The 25,428-nt window shown below is 65.5% G+C and carries 25 protein-coding genes; 10 read left to right on the top strand and 15 right to left on the bottom strand.

Going from position 1 to position 25,428, the window contains the following annotated elements; genetic code table 11:
- Positions 1 to 75: 75 nt before the first annotated feature.
- Positions 76 to 1,026 carry a GlxA family transcriptional regulator gene (locus ACODS1_RS02100; protein WP_179544324.1) on the bottom strand — a complete coding sequence of 317 codons (951 nt, stop codon included), beginning with the start codon at positions 1,024 to 1,026 and terminating at the stop codon, positions 76 to 78.
- Positions 1,027 to 1,135: 109 nt separating this feature from the next.
- Here ACODS1_RS02100 and ACODS1_RS02105 point away from each other — a divergent pair, with 109 nt between their 5' ends.
- Genes ACODS1_RS02105 through ACODS1_RS02115 form a run of 3 tightly spaced genes read left to right on the top strand, consistent with a single transcriptional unit; the run spans position 1,136 to position 3,977 of the window.
- The gene (locus ACODS1_RS02105; RefSeq protein ID WP_322981598.1) at positions 1,136 to 1,936 is read left to right on the top strand and encodes an SDR family NAD(P)-dependent oxidoreductase; all 801 of its coding nucleotides are present in this window, start codon (positions 1,136 to 1,138) and stop codon (positions 1,934 to 1,936) included.
- Positions 1,937 to 1,963: 27 nt separating this feature from the next.
- Positions 1,964 to 2,728, top strand: a complete 765-nt coding sequence (locus ACODS1_RS02110) for an SDR family oxidoreductase (RefSeq protein WP_489084336.1) — start codon at positions 1,964 to 1,966, stop codon at positions 2,726 to 2,728.
- Between the two features lie 58 nt (positions 2,729 to 2,786).
- Positions 2,787 to 3,977: an MFS transporter gene (locus tag ACODS1_RS02115; RefSeq protein ID WP_489084337.1), complete on the top strand. Its 1,191-nt coding sequence runs from the start codon at positions 2,787 to 2,789 to the stop codon at positions 3,975 to 3,977.
- Here the strand turns inward: ACODS1_RS02115 and ACODS1_RS02120 are convergent, their stop codons facing one another.
- Positions 3,978 to 4,487 (bottom strand): winged helix-turn-helix transcriptional regulator, encoded by a 510-nt coding sequence (locus tag ACODS1_RS02120; RefSeq protein WP_489084338.1) that lies wholly within the window; start codon positions 4,485 to 4,487, stop codon positions 3,978 to 3,980.
- Positions 4,488 to 4,625: 138 nt separating this feature from the next.
- Between ACODS1_RS02120 and ACODS1_RS02125 the strand changes: the two genes are divergently transcribed.
- Positions 4,626 to 4,916, top strand: coding sequence for a hypothetical protein (locus ACODS1_RS02125; RefSeq protein WP_322981602.1), 291 nt, complete (start codon positions 4,626 to 4,628; stop codon positions 4,914 to 4,916).
- A 419-nt stretch (positions 4,917 to 5,335) separates the two neighbouring features.
- On the opposite strand, the gene ACODS1_RS02130 is transcribed toward ACODS1_RS02125, so the two are convergent.
- Positions 5,336 to 5,737 (bottom strand): MerR family transcriptional regulator, encoded by a 402-nt coding sequence (locus tag ACODS1_RS02130; RefSeq protein WP_489084339.1) that lies wholly within the window; start codon positions 5,735 to 5,737, stop codon positions 5,336 to 5,338.
- Positions 5,738 to 5,881: 144 nt separating this feature from the next.
- Between ACODS1_RS02130 and ACODS1_RS02135 the strand changes: the two genes are divergently transcribed.
- Positions 5,882 to 6,631, top strand: coding sequence for a substrate-binding periplasmic protein (locus ACODS1_RS02135; RefSeq protein ID WP_489084340.1), 750 nt, complete (start codon positions 5,882 to 5,884; stop codon positions 6,629 to 6,631).
- Here the strand turns inward: ACODS1_RS02135 and ACODS1_RS02140 are convergent.
- Both ACODS1_RS02140 and ACODS1_RS02145 read right to left on the bottom strand, forming a co-directional pair.
- Positions 6,625 to 7,398: an SDR family NAD(P)-dependent oxidoreductase gene (locus tag ACODS1_RS02140; protein WP_489084341.1), complete on the bottom strand. Its 774-nt coding sequence runs from the start codon at positions 7,396 to 7,398 to the stop codon at positions 6,625 to 6,627. The genes ACODS1_RS02135 and ACODS1_RS02140 overlap by 7 nt on opposite strands.
- Positions 7,395 to 8,171, bottom strand: coding sequence for an SDR family NAD(P)-dependent oxidoreductase (locus ACODS1_RS02145; RefSeq protein WP_489084342.1), 777 nt, complete (start codon positions 8,169 to 8,171; stop codon positions 7,395 to 7,397). The genes ACODS1_RS02140 and ACODS1_RS02145 overlap by 4 nt, the downstream gene beginning before the upstream one ends.
- A 92-nt stretch (positions 8,172 to 8,263) precedes the next feature.
- On the opposite strand from ACODS1_RS02145, the gene ACODS1_RS02150 reads away from it, so the two are divergent.
- Together ACODS1_RS02150 and ACODS1_RS02155 are read left to right on the top strand one after the other, a co-directional pair.
- On the top strand, positions 8,264 to 9,151 hold the full coding sequence (locus ACODS1_RS02150) for a LysR family transcriptional regulator (protein ID WP_489084343.1): 888 nt from the start codon (positions 8,264 to 8,266) through the stop codon (positions 9,149 to 9,151).
- A gap of 145 nt (positions 9,152 to 9,296) precedes the next feature.
- Positions 9,297 to 9,782 (top strand): hypothetical protein, encoded by a 486-nt coding sequence (locus ACODS1_RS02155; protein ID WP_489084344.1) that lies wholly within the window; start codon positions 9,297 to 9,299, stop codon positions 9,780 to 9,782.
- 16 nt (positions 9,783 to 9,798) lie between these two features.
- Here the strand turns inward: ACODS1_RS02155 and ACODS1_RS02160 are convergent, their stop codons facing one another.
- On the bottom strand, positions 9,799 to 11,004 hold the full coding sequence (locus ACODS1_RS02160) for a YbfB/YjiJ family MFS transporter (protein WP_489084345.1): 1,206 nt from the start codon (positions 11,002 to 11,004) through the stop codon (positions 9,799 to 9,801).
- A 130-nt stretch (positions 11,005 to 11,134) separates the two neighbouring features.
- Here ACODS1_RS02160 and ACODS1_RS02165 point away from each other — a divergent pair, with 130 nt between their 5' ends.
- Positions 11,135 to 12,001 (top strand): LysR family transcriptional regulator, encoded by an 867-nt coding sequence (locus ACODS1_RS02165; protein WP_489084346.1) that lies wholly within the window; start codon positions 11,135 to 11,137, stop codon positions 11,999 to 12,001.
- Between the two features lie 99 nt (positions 12,002 to 12,100).
- Here ACODS1_RS02165 and ACODS1_RS02170 read toward each other — a convergent pair whose 3' ends face one another.
- The 8 genes from ACODS1_RS02170 to ACODS1_RS02205 form a co-directional block, all read right to left on the bottom strand.
- Complete coding sequence (locus ACODS1_RS02170) at positions 12,101 to 12,259, bottom strand: YqaE/Pmp3 family membrane protein (RefSeq protein WP_003084988.1); 159 nt, start codon at positions 12,257 to 12,259, stop codon at positions 12,101 to 12,103.
- Positions 12,260 to 12,357: 98 nt separating this feature from the next.
- Positions 12,358 to 15,426: an error-prone DNA polymerase gene (locus tag ACODS1_RS02175; RefSeq protein ID WP_489084347.1), complete on the bottom strand. Its 3,069-nt coding sequence runs from the start codon at positions 15,424 to 15,426 to the stop codon at positions 12,358 to 12,360.
- Positions 15,423 to 16,832, bottom strand: a complete 1,410-nt coding sequence (locus ACODS1_RS02180; protein WP_489084348.1) for a Y-family DNA polymerase — start codon at positions 16,830 to 16,832, stop codon at positions 15,423 to 15,425. Before ACODS1_RS02180 ends, ACODS1_RS02175 begins: the two co-directional genes overlap by 4 nt.
- 7 nt (positions 16,833 to 16,839) lie before the next feature.
- Positions 16,840 to 17,457: a translesion DNA synthesis-associated protein ImuA gene (gene imuA / locus ACODS1_RS02185; RefSeq protein WP_489084349.1), complete on the bottom strand. Its 618-nt coding sequence runs from the start codon at positions 17,455 to 17,457 to the stop codon at positions 16,840 to 16,842.
- Positions 17,458 to 17,598: 141 nt separating this feature from the next.
- Positions 17,599 to 18,363 carry a phosphonate ABC transporter, permease protein PhnE gene (gene phnE, locus ACODS1_RS02190; RefSeq protein ID WP_489084350.1) on the bottom strand — a complete coding sequence of 255 codons (765 nt, stop codon included), beginning with the start codon at positions 18,361 to 18,363 and terminating at the stop codon, positions 17,599 to 17,601.
- Positions 18,360 to 19,187 (bottom strand): PhnE/PtxC family ABC transporter permease, encoded by an 828-nt coding sequence (locus tag ACODS1_RS02195; RefSeq protein ID WP_489084351.1) that lies wholly within the window; start codon positions 19,185 to 19,187, stop codon positions 18,360 to 18,362. The genes phnE and ACODS1_RS02195 overlap by 4 nt, the downstream gene beginning before the upstream one ends.
- On the bottom strand, positions 19,181 to 19,987 hold the full coding sequence (locus ACODS1_RS02200; protein WP_489084352.1) for a phosphonate ABC transporter ATP-binding protein: 807 nt from the start codon (positions 19,985 to 19,987) through the stop codon (positions 19,181 to 19,183). The genes ACODS1_RS02195 and ACODS1_RS02200 overlap by 7 nt, the downstream gene beginning before the upstream one ends.
- Positions 19,984 to 20,835, bottom strand: coding sequence for a putative selenate ABC transporter substrate-binding protein (locus ACODS1_RS02205; RefSeq protein WP_489084353.1), 852 nt, complete (start codon positions 20,833 to 20,835; stop codon positions 19,984 to 19,986). The genes ACODS1_RS02200 and ACODS1_RS02205 overlap by 4 nt, the downstream gene beginning before the upstream one ends.
- 128 nt (positions 20,836 to 20,963) lie before the next feature.
- On the opposite strand from ACODS1_RS02205, the gene ACODS1_RS02210 reads away from it, so the two are divergent.
- Positions 20,964 to 21,854 (top strand): NAD(P)-dependent oxidoreductase, encoded by an 891-nt coding sequence (locus ACODS1_RS02210; protein ID WP_489084354.1) that lies wholly within the window; start codon positions 20,964 to 20,966, stop codon positions 21,852 to 21,854.
- Positions 21,851 to 22,645 carry a hydroxypyruvate isomerase family protein gene (locus tag ACODS1_RS02215; protein ID WP_489084355.1) on the top strand — a complete coding sequence of 265 codons (795 nt, stop codon included), beginning with the start codon at positions 21,851 to 21,853 and terminating at the stop codon, positions 22,643 to 22,645. The genes ACODS1_RS02210 and ACODS1_RS02215 overlap by 4 nt, the downstream gene beginning before the upstream one ends.
- Positions 22,646 to 22,727: 82 nt before the next feature.
- Here the strand turns inward: ACODS1_RS02215 and ACODS1_RS02220 are convergent, their stop codons facing one another.
- A complete protein-coding gene (locus ACODS1_RS02220) occupies positions 22,728 to 24,908 on the bottom strand; it encodes a putative bifunctional diguanylate cyclase/phosphodiesterase (protein WP_489084356.1) in 2,181 nt (726 codons plus the stop codon).
- Positions 24,909 to 25,428 lie beyond the last annotated feature (520 nt).

A 25,428-nucleotide genomic window follows, 5' to 3' on the forward strand; every position in this document is an offset into this window, starting at 1 on the left:
GCTTCCTCGGCTTAGGGTGAGGCGACCTTAACGTTGAAGTTCACTTTAATGTCAATGGCTGTTCGTGTGGTTCGCTCAGGCCTTCACGCCACGCACATCGCGGCGTATCGCCTGTGGCGGGATGCCGAAGCCGCGAATGAACACCTCGCGCATATGGCGGCGATCGCGAAAGCCGGTTTCCTTGGCGATCACGTCCAGCGAATGGCGGCTCTGTTCGATCATTACCCGCGCCGCTTCCAGACGCAGGCGCTCGATGGCCTTGGCCGGAGATTGCCCGGTCTCAGCGGTAAACACACGGGTGAACTGGCGTGGGCTGAGGTGCACTGCTTCGGCCAGTTCCTCGACGCTAAGCGACTTGTGCAGGTTCTGCCGGGCGTAGTTCAGGGCGTTCTGGATACGGTCGGATTTCGGCGCGAGAGTGAGCATCTCCGAGTGTTGCGACTGTCCGCCCGAGCGGCGCTGGTGCATAACCAGCTTGTGCGCCACCGAGCGCGCCACGTCAGGGCCCAGATCCTTTTCCACCATACCGAGTGCCAGATCCAGGCCAGCGGTCATGCCGGCAGACGTCCATACGTTGCCATCGATGATGAAGATGCGATCGTCCTCGACGCTGATCTGCGGATACAGCCTTTGCAGGGCGGCGCCGTAGGCCCAGTGGGTGGTCGCGCGGCGGCCATCGAGCAGGCCGGCCTGGGCCAGCACGAAGCCTCCGGTGCAGATGCCGGCGACGCGGCGCGCCTGCTGCCCGGCCTGGTGCACGAAGGCCAGGGCGGCCTCGCTCGGTGGCGTTTCCAGCGGCTTGTTGACTCCGGCGATCATCCAGGTGTCGGCCAGGCCGGGGTTGTTCAGCGCGCGAGTTTCGATGCCCAAGCCCAGGGACGAGCGCACGATGCCGCCGGCGACGGAGAAGAATTCGATGGAATAGAAGGGCGCCTCGGCCACGATGTTGGCGTACTCGAAGACGGTCTGGGTGGCCAGCGACAGCACCTGGAAGTCGTCGGAGAGCAGGTAGCCGATTCTGTGCATGGTGAGTCTCGTATAAGACATGTCCTAAAACATGACTTTATACGTCATTTAGGTCTTTGCCCATCCTCGCCATCATGTGTCCCAAGCCCACCGTACTTGGAGACACACCATGAACACCGCATCGAAAGGCACCGCACTGGTCACTGGCGCATCCTCGGGTATCGGCGCCCTGTACGCCGAACGCCTGGCCCAGCGCGGCTACGACCTGATCCTGGTCGCCCGCAACCGTGAACGCCTCAACGACCTTGCTCGCCGCATCACCGACGACACCCAGCGCGTGGTCGAGGTGCTGCAGGCCGACCTGGGCGACGCCGCCAGCCTGGCCACCGTCGAGGCCAAACTCAAGCAAGACGCGAGCATCACCCTGCTGGTCAACAACGCCGGCATCGGCACCCACACGCCGCTGCTCGATAGCGATGTCGGCCTGATGACGCGGATGATCGACCTCAACGTGACCGCGCTGATGCGCCTGAGCTACGCGGCCATCCCCGGCTTCGTCGAGCGCGGCAATGGCGCCATCATCAACATCTCGTCCATCGTCAGCATCGCCCCGGAAGTGCTCAATGGCGTTTACGGCGGCAGCAAGGCCTTCGTCACCGCCTTCAGCCAGTCGCTGCACCACGAGCTGGCCGACAAGGGCGTGCGTATCCAGGCCGTGCTGCCGGGCGCCACCGCCACCGAGTTCTGGGACAACGGCGGCCTGCCGCTGGAACACCTCGACCCGGCCATCGTGATGCCGGCCAGTGCCCTGGTCGACGCCGCGCTGATCGACTTCGATCACGGCGAACTGATCTCCATTCCCTCATTGCACGATGCCAGCCAGTGGCAGGCCTACGAGGCGGCGCGCAAGGCCATGTTCAACCAGCTTTCCAGCAACCAACCGGCGCCGCGCTACAGCGTCCAGCGTTGATCGACCCCTCATGACAGGAGCAGCAGCATGAAACTCAGCGGCAATACCATCTTCATTACCGGCGGCACCTCGGGCATCGGTCGCGGCCTGGCCGAAGCCTTCCATCAACGCGGCAACAAGGTGATCATCGCCGGCCGCCGCCAGGCGCTGCTCGACGAGATCGCCCGCGCCAACCCCGGCATCGACACCGTGGTGCTGGACATCAACGATGCGCAGCAGATCAAGCAGGTGGCGCAGCAGGTGATCGAACGTCACCCGGATCTCAACGTGGTGATCAACAACGCCGGCATCATGCCCTTCGACGACGCCGCCTCGGGCGAGCTTGACGACGCGCAGGCGGTCGGCCTGGTGACCACCAACCTGCTCGGCCCGGTGCGGGTCAGCGCGGCCTTCGTCGAGCACCTCAAGCGCCAGCCGGACGCCACGATCATCAACAACAGCTCGGTGCTGGCGTTTATCCCGATTGCGGTGACCGCGCTGTACTCGGCGACCAAGGCGGCCATTCACTCCTACAGCCTGTCGCAGCGCTTCATGCTGCGTGACACCAGCGTCAAGGTGCTGGAGATCGCGCCGCCATGGGTCGACACCGACCTGATCCACAGGAGCGGCGACCCGCGCGCGATGCCGCTGGATGCCTTCATCGCCGAGACCCTGGCCAAGCTGGAGACGGCGACCACCGAGGTGATCGTCGACGGCATCACGGCACTGCGTGCCAACGTCGGGCCGAACGAGCACGCTCTGGTGAACCAGTTCAACCAGTCGATCATCGACAACCCCATCCCCGTTGCCTGACTCCGGCGCCCGACCTCATCACGAGGTCGGGCGTTCTCGTGCACCTCTGGAGAACCCCATGCATAGCCCCATTCCTGCACCGGATCGCCTCGCCCTGCGCCTGCTCAGCCTGGCCTATTTCGTCCAGGCGGTCGGCGCCCTGTCGGTGGTCGGCAGCCTGGAGGCGATCTCCTCCGCCTGGGCCTTGAGCAGCGCCCAGAGCGCCCTGTTGATCACCGTGTTCGGCATCACCTTCGCGCTCGCCGCACCGCTGTTGCAGATGACCTTGGGCCATTTGCGGCGCCGCTCGCAGGTGCTGCTGGGGTTGTCGATGTTCAGCGGTGCGGCGCTGTTGTTCGCCGCTGCCCCGGATTACCGGACGCTGCTGCTGTCTCGGGTGCTGATGGGATTGGGGGCGGGCTTCATCGGCCCGGTGCTCGGCGCTCTGGGCTCGAACCTGGTGACGCGCGAGCAGCAGGGCAGCGCCATTGCCATCGTGCTGCTCGGGCTGAGTGTCGCGGGGCTGGCCGGCATGCCGATCAGCGCCTGGATCGCCCATGAGTTCGGAGCGCGCAGCCTGTTCTTCGGGATCGGTGCCAGTGGTCTGCTCATTGCGGTGATGATTCTGGCGTGGGTGCCAGATCGTGTGGCGGGCCAGCGTGTCGCGCCGATTGAGGTCATGATGTTGCTGACCCGTGCCACTTCGCTGAGCGCGTTTCTGGTGGTGTTCTTCGTCACCACGGGCGTGTTCACCACCTATGCCTTTCTGGCGCCGATCATCGGCAACGATTTCCACGGCAGCGCCGGCGACATCACCCTGGCGCTGACCGTGTTGGGTGTGGCCGGCGTCCTGGGCAATCTGCTGGTCACGCGCCTGGCGCTGCGGGTCAGTGCCGAGCGTTTGTTGCTGATCGGCATCGGCCTGCTGGCGCTGGATCTGCTGGGCCTTGCCGCCATGCCAAGGCTGTTCGGCGGGCTGTTGCTGGCCCTGGTGATCTGGGCGCTGGCCACCGATATCGTCTGGCCGTCGCAGCAGCGGCGTATCGTCGAGCTGATGCCCGAGCAACGCGGCATCGCCCTGGCCCTGACCGCGTCGTTCATGTTCGCCGGCATTGGCACCGGCTCGGCTGTTGCCGGATGGCTCTATCCCCTCGTCGGCTTCATCGGCTTGTTGCTGGCCTCGCTGCTGTTTCTGTTGCTGGCTTTCGTCAGCCTGCGTTTTTCCGAGTGGCATGCCCGTGGGCAGGTGATCGAAGCGCGGCTGAGTTGATCAGCGGCTGGCCTCGGCCCTCTGCTGGGCTGCCTGGCGCAGCCTGGCCATTCGCTCACGCGTCGTCTCATCCGCACCAGGGCCGACGACCAGGCCGAGATCTTTCAGTGCGAGTGGCTCGCCATTGATGTCGGTCAGTTGAATCGGGGCCAGTGGCGCTCCGGTCTTGCGGTTGACGGGGATCAGCGGAGCGCCCTCGGCCAGCGGGTTCCACGTATCTCCCCACTGCAGCATGGCGATGATGATCACGTGCAGCGCTCGGCCTTTCTCGGTCAGTGCGTATTCGGTGCCGCTGCCAACGGCGTGTTTCACCACGATGCCGTAGTCCTGCAGCAACTTAAGGCGCTTGGACAGGATGCCCTTGGATATCTCCAGGTTGCGCTGGAACTCATCGAACTTGTTCGTCCCCCAGAACAGTTCACGCACGATCATCAGGTTCCACCAGTCGCCCAGGACATCTACCGAGCGGGCCACCGAACAGTTGCGATCTTCGAAAGTAACTCGTTCCACGTGCGGGTCTCCGGTTGGGGGCAGTTTGTAGCTACCGACAAGAAAGTGGTTGACAGGTTTCATGATAGCACCTAATTTTCTCGTCGCTAGGTTCTGTTATAGAACCTTTATGACGAGCATCTTTCCGAGGTCTATCCCATGATCAAGCAACTTCTGACTGCGACTGCTTTCTTCATCGTCGCCAGCGCGCAGGCCGAACCCTATGGCGATTGCGTCACTAACGAGCTGGATGACCGCATGATCACGGCGGATCTCGCTGCCGCCGCTGGCAACTGCCATCTGGCCCGTGCCAATGACGAGGGCATCGTGGCGTTGGAATACGCGCACAGTTGGTTCCTGCGGGCGCAAACCTTGGGCTCCAGCCAGGCGCGCCAGGATCTTGAGACTGTCGAAGGCAAACTGGCACAGGCAGGGCAGGGACATGACTAGAACCTCACCAAGGCGACTCTGCTGACAGTCACGGCCATGTGCTGCAACTTTCGCGGTGGCAACTCATGCAGTTGGGCGCCGAGGCGGCTGCCAATGCCGGCGGTTCCATTCCGGTTTGGGCAAGTGGCTTCAGCCTTGGTCTGACCTAGAGCGATATCGACAAGCAGTTCGTCGATCCCTTCGCCGAGACCCTGTGAAGTTTTCCAGCGACGCCAGCAACTTCTAGACCTGGCGCGACAACCTCCTCCCGACCTGACCTACAACAGCGCGCAGCCCATCGCCTTCGGTTTCAAGGCGAGCAAATCGGAGTTCATGCCGGCGGCGTTGCGCAGCCAGGGCATTCGCTGAGCACCGTCCTTGGCGATGGGGGCCGGGAGGCGCAACCTGCGCCTTCTGGTGACCACCGCTCAGATACAAGCCTATGGATTGATCTTCGCCAGTACCCGCCTGGCATTGGCGGCGCAGTCGATGTCTTCCGGCTTGCTTTCGATCTCGCCGATCAGCGCAAGCAGGTGCGTCTTGCTCTGCGCCAGGCGCTGCTGCAGCGCTTCGATGTCTCGCACCTTGGCGTGCAGGGTGTCGAGCAGCTTGCCGTGCTGCCACGTCGACAGATCCTGTGGCAGCAGTGTACGCAGCTCATCGAGACTGAAGCCGGCCTGCTGGGCGCTGATGATCAGCTTGAGCACCAGTACGGCCTCTTCCGGATAGCTGCGATAACCGTTGGCCTGTCGTTCCACCAGCCTGAGCAGGCCGATGCTTTCGTAGAAGCGAATGCGTGAGGCCGCAAGGCCGGTACGCCGCGCCAATTCACCAATCTTCATCCGAAGGGCCTTGTGCAGTGAGATGGGTCTGGAGCTCGCAGCGCTACTTTAATGGGTGCTGCGCACGTCGCAACCAGCGTGATAGGGCGGCTTGGCTGGCAGCAGCTATGATTGGCTGACCATCCGAATTGCCAGGCGTGACGCGTGAAGCCTTCGATACTCTCCCTCGTGCTGCTGTGCCTGTTGTCTGGCGCCCTGGCCAGAGCGGAGCCCTATCAGATCGTCACGGAAGAATGGGCGCCGTACAACTATGAGGACAACGGCCAGCTCACCGGCATGTCGACGGAGGTCGTGCGGGCCATCATGGCGCTTACCGGAGGCGACTTCGAGATCGACCTGCTGCCGACCATGCGCGCCACCTATGCGCTGCAGAACCGCCCCAACACCATCATGTACTCGATGTTTCGCACGCCCGAGCGTGAGCCGCTGTACAAGTGGGTCGGGCCGATTGTGGAGGAGTCCATTCATCCTTATCAGGTGGCCGGCACGGCGGCGCCGATCACCTCCCTGGAACAACTGATGCACGCGCCGCAGATCACCACGCGTCACGCCGGCCTGGTGCCGCAAATGCTCGAATCGCTGGGGTTCAGGAATCTCGACAAGAGTGCGGCCGAGAGTCATCAGCTCTATCGCATGCTCCTGGCCGGGCGCACCGAGCTGATCGTCGGTGATACCGACGCTGGGGTGGCCTACTACAGTCGTCAACTGGGCATTGCCCCGGGCACTCTCAGGCGGGTTCCCATCGAGCTGTACCGCTCCTCGCTGTACATCGCCTTCAGCCGCGACAGCGACGATGCACTGGTCGCGGCTTGGGCCGCCGCGCTGGCCACGTTGCGCCGCTCGGGGGAGTTGACACGCATCCAGCGCCGCTACGAACGGCTCGACGATCAGTGACCGGCTGACACGCCCTGATCGATGGCCATGTCGGCGCCGGTGATCGAGCGGGCGCCGGGCTGGCAGAGGAAGAACGCCAGTTCCGCCACTTCCTCCGGCTGGATGAAGCGTGCCTGATCGCCCTGCGGGTATTTCCCCAGCAACTCCCGGTAATAGGCCTGCGGGTCGCCATTGCCGTAATGCTCGGCCTGGAACTTGAGCATCGGTGTCTCGATGTCGCCGGGCGAGACGGCGTTGCAGCGCACGCCGTAGGGCGCCAGATCCAGCGCCAGGGCCTTGGTGAAGATGCTCAGGCCGCCCTTGCTGGCGCAGTAGGCGGCGGCATTCGGGTTGCCCTGGCGCCCGGCGTCGCTGGAAATATTGACGATGGCGCCCCGCGTCTGGCGCAGATGAGCGATGGCTGCCGCGCACATGAAGAAACTGGCCTTGAGGTTGACGTCCAGCACCAGATCGAAATCCTCCTCGCTGAAGGCCTCCACCGGCCCTTCGCGCCATACGCCGGCAGCGTTGATCAGCGCGTCGAGTCGCCCGGAAGAGGCAATCGCCGCGTTCATCACCGCGTTGCAGTTGGCTGGCTTGCGGATATCCGCCGTCAGGCTGCCGACCAGCGCATGGCGCTGGCCCAGCTCGGTCAGGCCGCTCGCGTTGGCGTCCGTGGCGAATACCTGCCAACCCCCGGCGAGGAAGCGGGCGACCAATGCACTGCCGACACCACCGGCGGCTCCGGTGATCAGGACTACGGGGCGAATGTCGTTCATCGTCTTCATGGTGCCTTGTTCTCGATCAGGCAGTTGCCGCCATCGACGACCAGTAATTCACCGGTGATGTAGCTCGCCTCGGGGGAGGCGAGGAAGGCCACGGCCGATGCCACCTCCTCGGGGCGACCGGCACGGCCGATCGGCACGTAGGCTGCGGCGCGCTGTTCTTCCGGCGTGCTCGAGCCGGTGGCGATCCAGCCCGGCGCCACGGTGTTGACCGTGATGCCCTGGCGCGCCACCTCCAGCGCCAGGCCCATGTTCATGCCCACCATGCCGGCCTTGGCAGCACTGTAGGCCGCCTCGCCGGGATTGCCGCCACGCGTACCGGTGGTGGAGCCGATGTTGACGATCCGCCCGTAGCCGCGCGACCGCATGCCGGGGAGCAGGGCGCGGGTGAGCAGGAAGGCACTGGTCAGATTGCGCGCGAGCGAGAGATTCCACACCTCCAGGCTCATGCTGGACAGCTCGGCGAATGGTTCGGGGCTGCCCTGCATCGCCATGCCGGCGTTGTTCACCAGAATATCTACGTGCCCCCACAGCCCTTCGGCCCAGGCGGCGAATGCCAGCACACCAGCTTCGTCGGTGAGGTCGACGGCCCGGCCCTCGGCCTCGAAGCCTTCGGCGCGCAGCTCCGCCACGCGTTCGGCGATGCGCGCACTGCTGGCGGTGACGATCAGCTTCGCGCCAGCCGCGCCCAGACGCCGAGCGATGGCCATGCCGATGCCGTGTTCGCTGCCGGCACCGCTGATCAGTGCAACCTGGTCTTTCCAGTTCTGTTTCATGCAAGGCTCCCATCGGGTTGTCGATGGCTGGAAGTTAGAGGGAGTAAGCTGATAAAAAAAGACGATAGTCATCAGGAAAACTGACAACGGCCATGGCATTCAACAGCGAAACCCTGCGCGTCTTTCTTGCCGTGCTCGACTGCGGTTCCTTTTCTTCTGCGGCACGTCAGCTCGGGCGTGTGCCTTCGGCCGTGAGCATGACCATTGCCCAGCTCGAAGCGGAGCTGGATCTGGAGCTGTTCGATCGCAGCACGCGCAAGGCCCTGCCGACCCAGGCTGCGCTGGCGCTGGAGCCCCAGGCACGTCAGGTCGCGCGCCAACTCAACCGGCTCGACGCCCAGGCCCTGCAGATGCACCAGGGCCTGGAACGGCGGCTGGTGATCGCCATGGCGCCGGAGTTGCAGAGCGGCCTGTGGAGTCAGCCACTGATCGACCTGGCGAACGAATTCCCCCTGCTGGAGGTCGAGGTGCGCTCGGCCTCGCAGGCCGAGGCGGTGCGCCTGATGCACGAAGGCAGCGCGCACCTGGCGCTGGTGTTCGAGCGCCCCGGTATCGATGAGCGGGAACACTTTCTCGAAGCCGGCAGCCAGCTCCTGACGGCAGTCGCGGCGCCGGGCTACCTCAGGCAGATGGCCGAGCAGGGGATGGTCGAGGCGCGGCAGATCATCGTCGCGGCCGGTTCTGCGTCGGCGACCGAACCACAGATGATCTTGTCCCATCACCTGTGGCTCACCGACAGCGACCTGGCCACCCTCAACCTGGTGCAGGCCGGGCTCGGTTGGGCCTACCTGCCGCATCCGCTGGTCGCCGCCCTGATCGACTCCGGCACCTTGCAGACGGTGGCATTCGATAACATGGCCAGCCAGTTGCGCCTGTGGGTGGATATCGTCTGGAGCAGCAGCCGGCCACTCGGGCTGGGCGCGCGGCGCTACCTGGAATTGATGCGTCAGCGTGTGGCGGGGCAGCCACCGAGGGCTTAGGCTTGGCTGACCGCTTAGGCTCGTGAGGCGCCTGCGGCGCTGCCGCCAGAAAATTCAGCCGCCGCCCAGGACCAGGACTGAATACAATGCGCGCCTGAACATTCCGCGCCATGAGCATGGCTGCATCGAACGAGGAATCCGCCCCATGGCCTCTCCAGACAAACAGAAGAAACGCGCCCAGCGGGCCAAGACCAAGGCCAGGCAGAACCGCATGGGCAAGGCCAAACCGCAGGCCAAGGTGGTGCATCCGATCCTGGCCAATCCGTTCATCGACGAGCCGTTCGATGATGTCGAGATTGACCTCTCCACCTTCGACTTCAAGGACATCGAGGAAAACGGCTTCGACCCCGCGCATTTCGATGACCTGTTCCAGGCCATGAAAGCCGCCGAAGGCATCAGCCTGCTCGGCCTGTGCCTGGTGTTCCTGCAGTACCCGGTACTGGAGCTGGTGGTGGCCGAGGAATCGCAGGAGGCCGCGATGGATTTCATGATGGGCCTGCTGATCGTCTATCGCGCGATCTTCCACGAGGAAGACGAGGATGCGGCCATGGCCTGGATCGGCAGCGACGCCTTCCAGAGCGCCTACAACGAAGCCTCGGACATTCTGCTGAAGAAGAACGCCCGAGGCTAAGGATTCGCTGGCCGGCTTATAGCCGGCCAAGGCGCAGGTCTGGCGCTGCATTCCTTCTGCCCAGCAGAGCTGGTAGTTCCAGCAGAAGCGCCAGCGCCACTGCGCCAACCGCCACTGCGAACAACAGACGGTAATTGCCCTGGCTGGCGGAGAACAGCGCCGAATAGGCATAGCCGGCAAGCGCCTGGAACGTGGCAAAGGAGACGGTGGCTCGGCTCCAGGTCGCGTTCTGCCGGGCGTGGCCATCCACCAGTTGATGCACGCGCGCCAGGGCCAGCGGGACGATGCCGGGCGGGAACGAGCCGATCACCAGTACGGCGCCGCCGATCAGGTAGAGATCCTGGCTTTCCACCAGCACGCCCAGGGCGACGAGCTGGATCAGCAGCACCAGGCGTATCGCCATACGAGCGCCGAGTCGGTCGGCCAGGTAGCCGTAGACCACCGGGCCGACGATGGCGCCGATGCCATACAACGTCCAGACAAGTGCACCCTTGTGGGTGCCCGCGCCCAGTCCGCGACTGATGTAGTCGACCAGGAACATCATCGGTGCGACCAGGCTGGCCGCCATCAATGCGTACTGGGCGAACAGCAGGCGCACACCGCCACTGGCCGTTGCCGACTCTTGCGCGGCGGCAGGTGGAGCGGCATGCAGCACGTCCGCCGGCCAGCCACGCCAACTGCTCAGTGTCAGCAGCAGGGCCACCACGGCCAGGCCGATCCAGGTGCTCGCCAACCCCTGTGCCAGGAGTACCGGCACCAGCGTGCCGGAGCCGGCGATGCCCAGGCCCAGGCCGAGAAAGATCGCGCCACTGGCCAGGCCGCGCCGCCCAGCGGCGACATGCGGCAGGATGCTGCTGGCGGCCAGCACCATGATCACTCCCCCGGCGATGCCAGAGAGCAGGCGCCAGGAGAAGAACCAGGCCACCGACAGCGGCCAGGCGCAGGCGAGGAACGCCAGGCCGACCAGCAGCATCATCGCGCGCAGCACAGCGGCGCTGGAGTAGCGCAAGGCCAGCGGTCGGCCGATCAGCGCACCGACCAGATAGCCGGCGAGGTTGGCGGCGCCCAGGTAGACCACCGACGCGGCGGAAAACCAATGCGCCTCGATCAGCGCCGGGATCAACGGGGTGTAGGCGAAACGCGCCAGGCCGATGCCCACCAGGCTGGCGCACAGGCCTGCCCATATTGGCATCCACAACGAACCCTGGGTATGGCTGTGCATGATCCTTCCTCTGCCCACCGGGTGGGCGCCATCGAATGAGATGGCACGATCATAGAAGGCTTGACTGAAGAAATAACGCAGCGTTATTAACGCTCAGTAATGCAAAAATGCATCAGATAGGACGCCTGCGATGAACTGGGACGACGCCCGTATCTTTCTTGCCCTGTGCCGCGAGCAGACCCTGCGTGGCGCGGCGCGCACGCTCGGGGTGGATCAGGCCACGGTCGGGCGACGGCTGATGTCGCTGGAACAATCCCTCGACGCCACCCTGTTCCTGCGCACCTCGGCCGGCTACAGCCTGACCAGCGCCGGCGAGCAGGCGATGAGAGCGGCGCAGGACATGGAGGCAGCCGCCGCCGACCTGCAGCGGCGCATCCTCGGCATGGACGAGCGCATGGCTGGCGAAGTGCGCATCACCACCACCGATTCCTTCGCCGTCGACTTCATCATGCCGGCCATGGCGGTGCTGCGCCGTGAGCACCCGGGCATCGAGGTCAAGCTGCATGCCTCGACGCAACTGCTCAACCTCAACAAGCGCGAGGCGGATATCGCCGTGCGCAACCTCAAGCCGGACAACCCCGAACTGATCGTGCGCCGCCTGGCCCGTTGGAGCAGCGCCATCTTCGCTTCGCCGGCGTATGTCGCCGCGCGCGGCATACCCGAGCCGGGCAGTGCCTTCGCCGGGCATGATCTGGTGCTCTACCAACCCTATCTGGACAGCGGACGCGAGATCACGTTCGGTGCCGAGCCCATCACCCACGGGCGCATCGCCATGACCTGCACCTCGGGCCTGATGGTGCGCCAGGCGCTGAGTGCGGGCATCGGCGTCGGTGAGGTCGCATTGCCGCTGGGCATGCGCGACGGCCTGGTACGGTTATGGCCGGATCGCGAGCAGACGCCTTACGACGTCTGGCTGGTGACCCACCGGGACGTGCGCCATACCGCGCGGGTTCGCGCGGTGATCGAGGCTATCGTCGCTGCTTTCGATTCGGTCTGATGCGGCATACCGAGCATCATCTGGCTGATTGCGGCGGATGCGCTGTAACAAGACAAAGCCGCGCAATGGCGCGGCTTTGTCTTGGCAGGGCGGCAGTATTCAGCGTTTGGCGATGATGTACACCGCGTGCACGATGCCGGGGATATAGCCCAGCAGGGTCAGCAGGATGTTCAGCCAGAACGCTCCACCAAAGCCAACCTGCAGAAAGACGCCCAGTGGCGGCAAGAGGATGGCGATCAGAATTCGGATCAGATCCATGCATGTTCTCCCTTTTCAGTGAGCCCCGACGGGCTCTCCTGATAATCGACCACGCGGGCTCCGCAAGGGTTCCTCGTTGGTGACCGGGACGTCTGTCCTCAATGGAAGTCCCGGCTGCGTATATCCAGCCCGGTCAGCATCGACGTCAGATCGATCAGGCGCCCGGCAATGATGTGGCGCACACCGTCCACCGTTTCCAGGTGGCCATCGATGCGCAGCAACTGTGATTGCACCAGTGCGCGGCGTTGGCGTTCGGCCAGGTCGTGCCAGACCACCACATTGACCAGGCCGAACTCGTCTTCGAGGGTGACGAAGGTGACGCCGCTGGCGGTTTGTGGCCGCTGCCGACCGATCACCAGGCCGGTAACGCTGACGGGGCGGCCGTGTTCGATGGCTTGCAGGTCGTGCGAGCTTTTGCAGCGCAGCGCGCGCAGTTGTTCGCGCAGCAGAGCCAGTGGGTGGGGGCCAAGGGTGGTGCCGAGGGTGTCGTAGTCGGTCAGCAGGTTTTCCCCGACCGAGGGTTCGGGCAGGTTCAACGGCGCTTCCGGCGTGGCGGCAGCGCCGGCGAATAGCGGCAGCTGCGGCTCGACACCGGCCACGGCCCAGCGCGCCTGATGGCGGTGGCCGACCAGGCTGGCGAGGGCGCCGGCGTCTGCCAGGCGCTCGCGGGCAGCGGCGTCCAGCCGGGCGCGCTGGCAAAGGTCTTCCACACTGCCGAAGGTGGCTGCCTGGCGGGCGGTTTCGATGCGCCGGGCCTCGTCCGCACGCATGCCGCGAATCATCTTCAAGCCCATGCGAATGGCTGGCTGTTCATTGCCGCTGGCTTCCAGGCTGCAGTCCCAGTCGCTGTGGCACACGTCCACCGGACGCACCTGGATGCCGTGGCGCCGCGCATCCTGCAGCACCTGATCCGGGCTGTAGAAGCCCATCGGCCAGCTATTGACCAAGGCGCAGGCATAGGCGGCCGGTTCATGACATTTCAGCCAGCAACTGGCGTAAGCCAGAAGGGCGAAGCTGGCGGCATGGGACTCGGGAAAGCCATAGCTGCCGAAGCCTTCGATCTGCCTGAAGATGCGCTCGGTGAATTCCACCGTGTAGCCCTTTTCCAGCATGCGCGAGGTCAGGCGCTGGCGGTGTGGTTCGAGCCCGCCATGGCGCTTCCAGGCGGCCATGCTGCGGCGCAGCTCGTCGGCTTCGCCGGGTGTGTAGTCGGCGGCGACGATGGCTAGCTCCATCACCTGTTCCTGGAACAGCGGTACGCCCAGGGTGCGCTCGAACACCGGCTTCAGTTCCTCCGAGGGAAAGTCGACGGGCTCTTCGCCGTTACGCCGGCGCAGGTAGGGATGCACCATGTCGCCCTGGATCGGGCCGGGGCGGACGATGGCGACCTGAATCACCAGGTCGTAGAAGGTTTGCGGACGCAGGCGCGGGAGCATGGCCATCTGTGCGCGGGACTCGATCTGGAAGGCGCCGATGGTGTCTGCGCGGCTGATCATCGCGTAGGTGGCGCTGTCTTCGGGGGGCAGGCTGGCCAGCGTCCAGCGCGTGCCACGGTAGCGCTCGATCAGGGCGAAGCAACGGCGCAGCGCACTGAGCATGCCGAGGGCGAGTACATCGACCTTGAGCAGGCCGACCAGATCGAGGTCGTCCTTGTCCCACTGAATCACGGTGCGCTCGACCATGCTGGCATTCTCCACCGGTACCAGGGTGTCGAGGGCGTGTTCGGAGATCACGAAACCACCGGGGTGCTGCGACAGATGGCGAGGAAAGCCGATCAGCTCGCCGGTCAGCACCAGCACCCGGTGCAGCACTGGGTTGTGTGGATCGAAACCAGCCTCCAGCAGGCGCTCTGCCGAAGGCGGCTCGTTGCTCCAGCGACCGCAACAGTCGGCCAGTGCGTTGACCTGGTCGGGTGGCAGGCCGAGCGCCTTGGCGACATCCCGCACCGCACCGGCGCCGTGGTAGGTGTTGACCACCGCAGTCAGCGCGGCGCGGGTGCGACCATAGCGGCGGAACACGTACTGGATGACTTCCTCGCGGCGCTCATGTTCGAAATCCACATCGATATCCGGTGGCTCGCTGCGTTCGCGCGAGAGAAAACGCTCAAACAGCAAACGGTTGCAGGTGGGATCCAGTTCGGTGATGCCGAGCACGAAGCACACCGCCGAATTGGCCGCCGAGCCGCGCCCCTGGCAGAGGATGCCCTGCTCGCGAGCGAACTGAACGATGTCGTGGACGGTGAGGAAGTAGCTCTCGTACTGCAGGTCGGCGATCAGGCTCAGCTCGTGTTCCAGCTGGGCGCGTGCCCGTTCGGGAATGTGTTCAGGCCAGCGCCAGCGTGCGCCGTGCTCGACCAGGTGGCGCAGCCAGGAGGTGGCGTCGTGGCCCGCAGGCACCAGTTCGCGCGGGTAGTGATACTCCAACTGGCCAAGGTCGAAACGGCAGCGCTCGGCGATGCGCAGGGTTTCCTCGAGCAGATGCGCAGGATAAAGCTCGGCCAGCTCTTCGTACCGGCGCAGGTGGCGCTCGCCGTTGGCGAACAGGTAGGCGCCGGCATCGGCCACGGGCAGATGCCAGCGGATGGCTGTCATGCAGTCCTGCAGGGCGCGGCGGCCACGGGCATGCATGTGCACGTCGCCACAGGCCACGGCGGGCAGCTTGCAGGTCTGAGCCAGGGCGAGCCAGTGCCGCAGACGAACGTTGTCATCGGCGCCACGGTGCAGTTCCACGCCCAGCCACAGGCGTTCAGCGAAGCAGCTGCGTAGCCAGGACAGCGGCTCGGCATCCTGCGCGTCCAGCCAGATTGCCAGTAGCCCGTCGAGCGGGCCGTCGAAGTCGGCCCGCAGCAGGCGATAGTGGCCTTTCGCAGCGCGCCGCCGGGCGCGGGTGATCAAACCGCACAGCGCCTGATAGCCCGCCAGGTTTTCGACCAGCAGCACCAGCTTGGGGCCGTCTTCGAGCTGCACCTCACTGCCGACGATCAGTGCCACGCGGCTTTCCTTGGCGGCCTGCCAGGCACGTACGATGCCCGCCAGCGAGCATTCGTCGGTAATGGCCAGCGCCCGGTAGCCGAGGCGGGCGGCACGCTCGAACAGCTCCTGGGCGCTGGAGGCGCCACGCTGGAAGCTGAAGTTCGACAGGCAGTGCAGTTCGGCGTAGTCGCTCATGCGAACCAGCCATGCAGCAGCAGCGGGCCGTTGCCGCCAGCCGGGCGGAAAGCCCAGCCGCGCTGACCGGCGCGGGTTTCCACCAGGTAGTAGTCGCGGCGCACGTCTTCACCATCCCACCAGCCGGATTCGATGCGTTCCGGGCCACCCAGGATGCGCAGCGACGCTTCGTGCAAGGGTTGCGGCTGGGCTAGCAGCCAACCGGGGCGTAGTGCCTGTGCCGGCAAGGCAGTGAGAAGCGGCTGCTGCGTCCAGGCTCGTTCGGGGCGGTGGTCGGCACGTACACCCAGGCCATGCACAGCGTCATCACCGAGGCGGGCACGCAGGCGTTCGCGCAATTGCTCCCAGGGTTGATTCTGTTGCGGGCGTTCGTCAAAGAGTTGGTGATGCTGCGGAGTGAAGCTCGGCAGTTCGCCTGCGACCAGTCGTACGGCCAGCACCGGAGCAGGCAGTTGCTGGTGTTCCAGGCGTCCTCGGCTCAGCTCGAAGAGCATGCCGGCGTCGCGTTCAGCGCTGAGCAGGCCGATCTGTACGAGGGTCTCATTGCCGCTGCGATGCTCCAGATGCAGGGCGAAGCGCTGCACGCCACTGTCGCGGCTGGCCAGGTAGGCAGCGAGGTCAGCGGTCAGGCGGCGCAGCGGAAAGAGCAGGGCCTGGTGCGATTCCACTTCGAAGTTCAGTTCGAGGCGGGTGTCGAAAACATCCGGCGGTGTGTAGAACTGCAGAGGCAGCGGGCGGCGCCCGAGCAGGGTGTCGAGCTGCACCAGCACCTCGGCCGGAAAGCGTCTGGCCAGGCTGTCGCGCGGCAGTTCCCAGAGTTGCCTGAGCTGGCGCAGGCCCATGCGGGCAAAGGCCGTGCTGGCCGCAGAACTGAGGCCGAGACGATCCACCGGCAACGTAGCCAGCAGAGGCTGCAATCCATGGCCATCCTCTGCCAGCAGGCCGTCACCGACATTGACCAGCACGCGTGCCGCTGCCGGATTGGGCGCGGCGGCGATACGGTGTTGAAAGCCCAGCGCCGAGAGTTCGGCACGCAGGCGCGCCTCGAAGCGTGGCCAGGGGCCGAACAGACCCAGGCTCGATTGCACCTCCAACAGCAGGCAGCGCGGATAGTGCAGGCTGACCTGGGCACTGAAGGCATAGGCCCAGGCTGCCAGAAACTGGTGCCAGCGTTCGATTTGCGAGGTGTCGTACTCGGCGGTCGTGAAGTCGCGTGTCAACGTCTGCGCAGCGGTCAGCGATAGGCCGGGCCTGAGGCCGAGCGCGCGTGCCGCCGGGTTGACCGCCTGCAGTACACGGCGCTGAGGCGAACCGCTGAGAAGGGCCAGAGGCGCTTCGGGATCGCTGCGCTGACGCAGCACGCCGTCCATGGCCAGTTGTGGCAACAGGATACAGGCCCAGAGCATGTGCGCCTCAGTGCCACGGCGCGGCAATGGGGTGTGGGGGGGCGAGGCCGCCACGGCACTTGAGTACACGGATGCGCGCCGGCTGGCTCTCCAACGCCAGACGTAACGCGGCAGGCGAGGGGTTGGCGGCTTCTTCGAGCGGGCGATAGGCGAAGGCCAGGGTCTGGCCTGTCGCGGCGGCTACCTGCAAGCGGCGCAGCGAGCGGTCATCGGCCTGACGCAGCCAGCACAGCACAGCGCCACAACTGCCGGAACGCAGACACTGCTCGGCCGCCCAGAGCGCTTCGCGGGGTTGCGCATGGATGATGTTCAGGTGACGCAGATCGATGCCGGCATCCAGCCAGGCTCGGGCAAAGGGCTGGTGCGGCGGTGCCACCAGCACCACCCGTTCACTCGCTTGCGTCAGGCGCGCCAGGGTTGGCCATAGCAGGCGTAGTTCGCCAATACCGATGGTCGCCGTCAGTACTTCGCTGAGCGCAGCAGGTGGCCAACCGCCGCCGGGCAGGGCTGCATCCAGCACAGCATGGCCTGTTGACGTGCTGCTGCTTGCAGCACAGGAGGTGGCCTGCCCACGCCATACACGGCGGGCATCGAGCAGGCGATCAAGAGCAACCACGGAAGACATGCTGGCAGGGCACCAAAAATACTGTATGCATGAACAGTATTTGCGCGTCGGCCGTTTGGGTCAAGTCAAGGTGACGAAGTCGCCAGCAAACCCCACCACCCTGATTCCATTGGTAGCGCTGCGCCAGAGGTCATGGCGTATTCAGCCACTCACCCAACGCTGCCGCGCCCAGCCACTCAAGGCGTCGACCGCCAGTACCAGCAGGAGCATGGCCAGGATCACCGTGGCCGCCTGCGCTTCCTGGAACAGGCTGAGGCTCATGTAGAGCATCTGCCCGAGGCCGCCGGCGCCGACGAAGCCGAGCACACTGGCCATGCGGATGTTGTTTTCCCAGCGGTACAGGCTGTAGGCGACCAGTTGCGGCCACACGCCCGGCAGGGTGCCGTAGCAGAAGGCGACGATGCGGCCACCGCCGTTCTCGCGGATGGCGTCGGCAGGCTCGCGTGGGGTGTTTTCCAGCGCCTCGGCGAACAGACGGCCGAGCACGCCGGCGGTGTGCAGGGCCAATGCCAGGGTGCCGGCATTGGGGCCGAGGCCGGCGGCCAGCACCATCAAGGCCGCCCAGACCAGTTCGGGAATGGCGCGCAGAGCGTTGAGCAACAAACGCGTAGTCTGCAGGGCGAAGCCGCCGAAGCGGCCAGCGGCGGGCAGGGCCAGCGCCAGGCCGAGAACAGCCGCAAGCAGGGTGCCGAGGGCGGACATGGCCAGGGTTTCCAGCGCGCCACGGCCGATGGCCTGCAGGTGCGCGGCGGAGAAGTCCGGCAGCAGAAAGCCGCTGGCGTACTTGCCCATCTGCGTCAGGCTGTCGCCGGCCAGCAGGGAGCCGAGGTCGATGCCCAGATAGAGGAACGAGGCGACCACCGCGCCGAGAATGGCGGCGAGCAGGATCAGATTGCCGACTCTCATGCCAGCCTCGCGCGCAGCAGGCGGCTGAACTGGTCGGCCAGCAGCACCAGCAGGAGGAAGGTGAGCAGCATGCTGGCCACTTCGCCGCCCGCGAACATGCGCAGCGACAGGTCGATCTGCTGGCCCAGGCCGCCTGCGCCGACGAAGCCCATCACCACCGAGGCGCGAATGGCGCACTCCCAGCGGTAGACGGTGTAGGAGAGCATTTCCCCGGCGGCATTGGGCAGCACGCCGTAGGCGAATGCGGTCAATCGGCCGCTGCCGGCACCGAGCAAGGCGCGGGCAGGGCGGGCGTCGACCGATTCGAAGATTTCCGCATAGACCTTGCCGAGCATGCCGGCGTAGGTGATGGCGATGGCCAGCACCCCGGCGGTGGGGCCGAGACCGACGGCGCGGACGAACAGCAGTGCCCAGACGATCTCCGGCACGCTGCGCAGGAAGATCAGCAGGCCGCGCACCGGCCAGCGTGCCAGGTTCGCCCACCAGGCCGGGCGGCCACCGCGATGCACGGCCGACAGCGACAGCGCGCGGCTGGCCAGTAGCGCGGCGGGAATGGCGATCAGCAGCGCCAGGCTCATGCCAGCGGTAGCGATGGCCAGGGTTTCCAGGGTGGCGCGGCCGAGCAGGAGGAGAAATTCAGCATCGTGCGCGGGCGGCCAGAAGCCGGCGAGGAAGTTGCCCATGGCGCGGGTGTTGTCGCCGTCCACCAGCACGGCCAGATCCAGCTCGCTCAAGCGCAGGCCCGGCCATAACAACAGCAGCGCCAGCACCGTGATCAGCAGGCGCGGCAGGGCGGCAGGGTCGCGTGGGGCTTTGCTCAGCATCGTGGGATGTGCACCGGCTGAGGCGGCGACTGCACGGGCGAACTGGGCATGGCCTGCAACTGCTCATTGGCGTAGAGCGCCTCCAACTGGGCAGGCTGCACCTCACTGGCCGGCAGGTCGAAGGCGATGCGCCCGTCGCGAATGCCGATGACGCGGGGAAAGTGCGCCAGGGCCAGGTCGACAGCGTGCAGGCTGGCCAGCAGGGTCATGCCGCGTTCGGCGGCCTCGCGGTTGAGCACGGCCAGGGTGTGGCCGGCCAGCACCGGATCCATGGCCGAGACGGGTTCGTCGGCGAGGATCAGCTCTGGTGCCTGGTACAGCACGCGGGCAATGCCGACGCGTTGCAACTGGCCGCCGGAGAGTTGGTCGCAGCGCTGGTAGAGCTTGTCGGCAATGTCCAGCCGCGCCAGGGCAGCTTGCGCGCCGCTGGCATCGAGTGGATGGAGCAGGTTGAGCAGGCCCTTGAGCAACGACCACTGGCCAAGCTTTCCCGCGAGTACGGCTGTGACCACGCGCTGGCGCGGTGGCAGCGGCGGTGCCTGGTGGATCAGGCCGATGCGTGCGCGCAGACGCTGGCGCTGGCCGGCGGCCAGGCGCCAGGGATTGTGCAGCAGCAGGTCGATCTCGCCGCGCGTGGGTTGCAGGCTGGTGGCCAGCAGACGCAGCAGGGTGGTCTTGCCAGCACCCGAGGGGCCGATGATGGCGACCCGTTCGCCAGGCGCGACGTGCAGATCGATGTTCTCCAGCGCGACCTTGCCGTTGGCGTGGGCCAGGCCCACGCCACGCAGCGTGACACTCACTTCAGCAGGCCGGCGGCGCGAGCGGCTTCCTCGATACCTTCGTAGTTCTCGGGCTTGGTGTCGATGAAGCGGCTGGCGGCCTGCAGGTCGAGAATCGCCTTCTGTTCCGGCTTGGCCGGGTCGAGGGCGAGGAAGGCGGCCTTGATCTTCGCTTGCAGCGCCGGGTCGAGGGTGCCGCGTACCGTCCAGTTGTAGTCGTAGTAGGTCGGCGTGGTGGCGAAGACCTTGACCTTGTCGGTGTCGACCTTCTTGCTATCGACCAGCTTCTGCCATACCGAGGCATTGAGTACGCCGGCATCGGCCTTGCCGGCCTGCACCCAGGCGACGGTGGCGTCGTGCGCGCCGGAGTAGGCCACGCGGCTGAAGAACTCTTCAGGCTTGATGCCGTCCTGCAGCATGAAGTAGCGCGGCATCAGGCTGCCGGAGGTAGACGACACCGAGCCGAAGGCGAAGGTCTTGCCTTTCAGATCCTGCAGCGATTTCACCGCCGGGTCGGCGGTGATGAACTTGCTGGTGAACTCGGCGTCCTGCTCGCGCTGCACCAGCGGCACGGCGTTGCCGGTTTTCAGGCGCGCCTGGACGAAGGTGAAGCCGCCCAGCCAGGCCATGTCGATACGGTCAGCAGCCAGTGTCTCGACCACGGCGGCGTAGTCGGCCACCGGTACGAACTCCACCTTCATGCCCAGTTCCTGCTCCAGGTAGGCGCCCAGCGGCTTGAACTTGCGCAGCAGCTCGGTAGGGGCCTCGTCGGGAATGGCCGAAACCTTGAGGACGTCGGCAGCGTGCGCGAATACGGCGGATACGGACAGGGCGATGCCGGCGGCAAGTGCCAGGGTGTGCTTGAACATGGGGATTCTCCGGTTCAATGGCGGGGAAAGCGCGCGGAGTATAGTGGCCCGGCGCTGCCCTTGCAGCACGCAGATGGCGAAACCGAGGTTAAGATGCTGCCTCGATGCCAACTGCCTGGAGCCGTTTGATGACCGCTGCGCTGCCCGCCCTGGCCTTTGCCGGGATCGGCCTGATGGGCCTGCCGATGACCCGCCGCCTGCTTGCCGCAGGCTATCCGCTGACTGTCTGGAATCGCTCGCCGGACAAGTGCGCGCCACTGTTGGCGCAGGGCGCGCATCGTGTCGAAAACCCCGCCGAACTGTGTCGCGACGCCAGTGTGGTAATGCTCTGCCTGGCCAATACCGAGGTGGTGCGCGAGGTGGTGTTCGGCCCCGGTGGGATCGTCGAGGGCGCACGGCCCGGCCAGTTGCTGGTGGACTTCTCCAGCTTGGAGCCGGCCGCCACCCGTACGATGGCGGCCGAGCTGGAGGCGCGCACCGGCATGCGCTGGGTGGACGCACCGGTATCCGGCGGCACGCCGGGGGCCGAGGCCGGCACCCTGGCGATCATGGCGGGTGGCCGCGAAGAGGACGTGGAGCGTGCGCGACCGATACTGGCGCACCTGGGCCAGCGCCTGACGCGCATGGGCGAGGTGGGCGCCGGGCAGGTGACCAAGGTGTGCAACCAGATGATCGTCGCCTGCAACGCGTTGGTGATCGCCGAGGTGGTGGCGCTGGCCGAGCGTTCCGGGGTCGATGCCAGCCTGATCGCACCCGCCCTGGCCGGTGGTTTTGCCGACTCCAAACCGCTGCAGATCCTTGCACCGCAGATGGCGGCGAGTCAGTTCGAGCCGATCAAGTGGCATGTGCGCACGCTGCTCAAGGATCTCGACACCGCCGTGAAACTGTCGCATGAGCAGGGCAGCGCCACGCCCATGAGCGGCCTGGCCGCGCAACTGATGCGTCTGCACGGCAGCCAGGGCAATCTGGAGCGCGACCCCGCCACCCTGGTGGAACTGCTGCGGGAGCAATGCCCATGAAAATTGCTGCCAACCTGTCGATGCTGTTCACCGAACTGCCGCTGCGCGAGCGTGTGCTGGCCGCGATGCGCGCGGGGTTCGAGGGTGTGGAGATTCAATTTCCTTACGAACTGCCGGCTGTCGTGCTGAAAGAAGTGCTGGAACTCAGCGGTCTGCCGCTGGTGCTGATCAATGTGCCGGCGGGCGACCTCATGACCGGTGGCCCCGGCCTGGCCAGCGTACCGGCGCGCCAGGACGCGTTCGACGCTGCCCTGCAGGAGGCACTGAGCTACGCAGCCATGGTGCGCCCGGCCTGGGTCAACGTGCTGCCCGGGCGCCTGGCCGAGGGCGTGAGCCGAGAGCAAGCACTGGACTGCCTGGCCGCCAACCTGCGCAAGAGCGCGGAGGCCTTCGCCGTACTGGGCGTTCGTGTGCTGGTCGAGGCGATCAACCTCATCGACATGCCGGGCTTTCTGATCAACACACCGGAGCATCTGGATGCGCTGCTGCACGCGGTGAACCACCCGAATCTGGCCGCGCAGTACGACCTCTACCATATGGCGCGGCAGAACCTGGATGTGGTCGCCGGCATGCGCCTGCTGGCCGGGCGTATCGGTCATGTGCAGTTCGCCGACGTGCCGGGGCGGGGCGCGCCGGGCAGCGGCGAGCTGGCCTTCGCGCCGTTGCTGGGCGCCTTGCGTGACAGCGGTTATGACGGTTGGCTGGGCGCCGAGTACAAGCCGGGCGAGCAGGGCACGCAGGCCAGCCTGGGCTGGTTGCCGTCGTTCAGGTCGAATGCGACCAGTGCTTGAGTGCGCTGGTCAGTGTCGCGGCTAAAGCCCCTCCCACGCTATCGGGGCCGCTGTTGTGGGAGGCGCTTTAGCGGCGATGCCCCTAGAACCTTGCGGCGATACGCTCCAGTGGCCGCTCGTCGGGCTGGAACTGGCGGATCAGTTCGTCCAGTGGCAACGGCTTGCTGAACAGATAGCCCTGCACCTGATCGCAGTCGCGCTCCTGCAGGAAGCTCAGTTGCTGCGTCGACTCTACACCCTCGGCGACCACCTTCAGATGCAGGGCATGGGCCATGGCGATGATGGCGTGGACGATCTCGCGATCCTGGCTGGAGTGGGCGATGTCCTGAATGAACGAGCGGTCGATTTTCAGGGTGTTGAGCGGCAGGCGGCGCAGGTAGGCGAGGGACGAGTAGCCGGTACCGAAGTCATCGATCGACAGGCTCACGCCGAGTGCACGAATGTTTTCCAGCAGGCCGATGGCGCGGTTGATGTTGCTCAGCAGTGCGCTTTCGGTGACCTCCAGTTCCAGGCGCTGGGCCGGGCAGCGGGTGTCGTTGAGAATCTGCTCGACCCTGCCGGGGAGTTGGTCGTTGCCCAGGTTCAGGGCCGAGCAATTGACGGCCACGCTAAGCTCCGAATAGCCCAGATCCGCAAGATAACGCAGGTCGAGGCAGGCCTGGGCCAGCACCCAGTCGTCTAGCTGGGCGATGAAACCATTGGCTTCGGCGATGGCGATGAAGCGCTCAGGCGTCAGTAGGCCATGCTGCGGGTGTTGCCAGCGCACCAGCGCTTCCAGTTTGGCCAGCCCACCGGTGCGCAGGTCGATGATTGGCTGGTAATAGAGGAGCAGGTCGGTACCCTGTTGCAGTGACTGGCGCAGGTCTTCTTCGAGTTGCAGCTCGAAGGACGCCTTCTGCCGCAGGTGCGGGTTGAAGAAATGCACCACGTTGCGTCCGCTGCCCTTGGACTGATAGAGCGCCAGGTCGGCGTGCTTGAGCAACTCGTCGGCGCTGTTGCCGTCTTGCGGGAAGAGGCTGATACCGATGCTTGTGGTCATGACCATCTTGCGCCCGGCCAGCACGATGGGTTCCTTCATCTGCTCCAGCAGGCGCAGAGCGAGAATCCGGGGCGCGGTATGGCTGTCGAGGCTGGCCACCACGCAGAACTCGTCACCGCCGAAACGCGCGACGATATCGCGCTCGCGCAGGGTGTTGCGGATGCGGTGCGCCACCACCCGCAGCAGCTCGTCGCCGGCATCGTGGCCGAGGGTGTCGTTGATGCGCTTGAAGTGATCCATATCGAGGAACATCACCGCCAGGTTGCGCCCGGTAATGGCGTGCTCTTCGAGGGCGGCGGCGAACACCCGGTTGAAACCGCGGCGGTTGAGCAGTTCGGTGAGTGGGTCGAAATGCGCCGCCTGTTCCAGCGAAGCCCGGGCATGATCCAGTTGTACCAGCAGGGCGTTGACGCGCTGCAGGTCGCGCTCCTTGTCATCCAGCTTGCGGCCGATCCAGGCAGCGGCGAGGCTCAGGCTGAGGATCAGCAGGGTGGCGGTGGCCACGATCAGCACCAGGTGTACGCTGTTGTCGGCGCTGCGCAGCTGCAGTTCGGTACCTTCGGGCACCACCAGGCGCAGCGCGGCCATGCCGGTGTAGTGCATGGAGGTGATAGCGGCGCCCATCACCAGCGCAGCGGAATACTTGAGCGACTGTTGGCGACGCAGCGAGCCGTAGCGGAAGTACTGGGCCAGCAGCAAGGCGGCGAAGCTCGCCGAAATGGCGATGGCAATGGAGAGGGCGAACAGACCGCCGTGATAGTAGGCCTGCGCGGGGGAGCGGATGGCGGCCATGCCGCTATAGTGCATCGCGGCGATGCCACTGCCGATGATGCAGGCGGCCAGCGCCTGACGCTTCAGGCCAGGACGTGGCTGGGCCATGCAGTAGAGGGCGAGCAGTGCCGCGGCCAGGGCAACCAGCAGCGACAGCAGCGTGGTGGTGAGGTCGTAGTGGATGGCCACGGGCGCCTGGAACGCCAGCATGCCGATGAAGTGCATCGACCAGATGCCGCCCGCTAGGCACAACGCGCCGACCAGAACCCAGGCCACGCGCATGCTGTGCTGCTGCACGTGATCGAGCTGCTTGGTGATGTTCAGGGTGCTCAGGCTACCGGCGGTGGCAATGATGTAGGAGAGCAATACCAGCCAGGGATCGTGGCGGCAGTCGAGCAGCAGTTGGCCCTGCGTGGGCAAGTCCTCGAGAAAACGGATCGAAAGTCCTTCCATAGCCACCCCGTCTTGTCGAGGCACCGCCTCGTCAGCATCTGCGATTGACAGCCGATACGTGCGCTGGATGAAACGTCACGGCGCGTGATGGGGGCGATGCCAAATAGCGTTGGCTGCGGTCATGACCGCGGCTGCCGGGCGTATGGGACTACTCAGGTGTCGCGTGACGATTGAACGCGAAACTCATCCGCTCCTTGATACGGTGCCAGCTCCATATGGGCATTGCCTGTTCACGCCTCAGCGCAAAATCCCCTGCTTCGTGGGTATCGACTCATTTAATGCCCTGCAAGTGGCTTTTTGCCATATAGGGGCCCTAACTGGTTCTAGCATGGAAATCGACAGCTTGCGTGCAGGTAAAGGCGTTTGGCGCAGGTTTTCCTGCAGGCCATCGACAGGCATAAACGTAGCGAATGTTCGCAGACACTGCCTGGCAAAGGTTCTAGATTGCAGTCTCCGGCGTTTGGCCGGTGCTGCCAGGGTCGGCGGCATCAGGAGGCCTGGCGCAGATAACAACAAGAGA

It is taken from the genome of Pseudomonas sp. FG29, assembly GCF_057809355.1.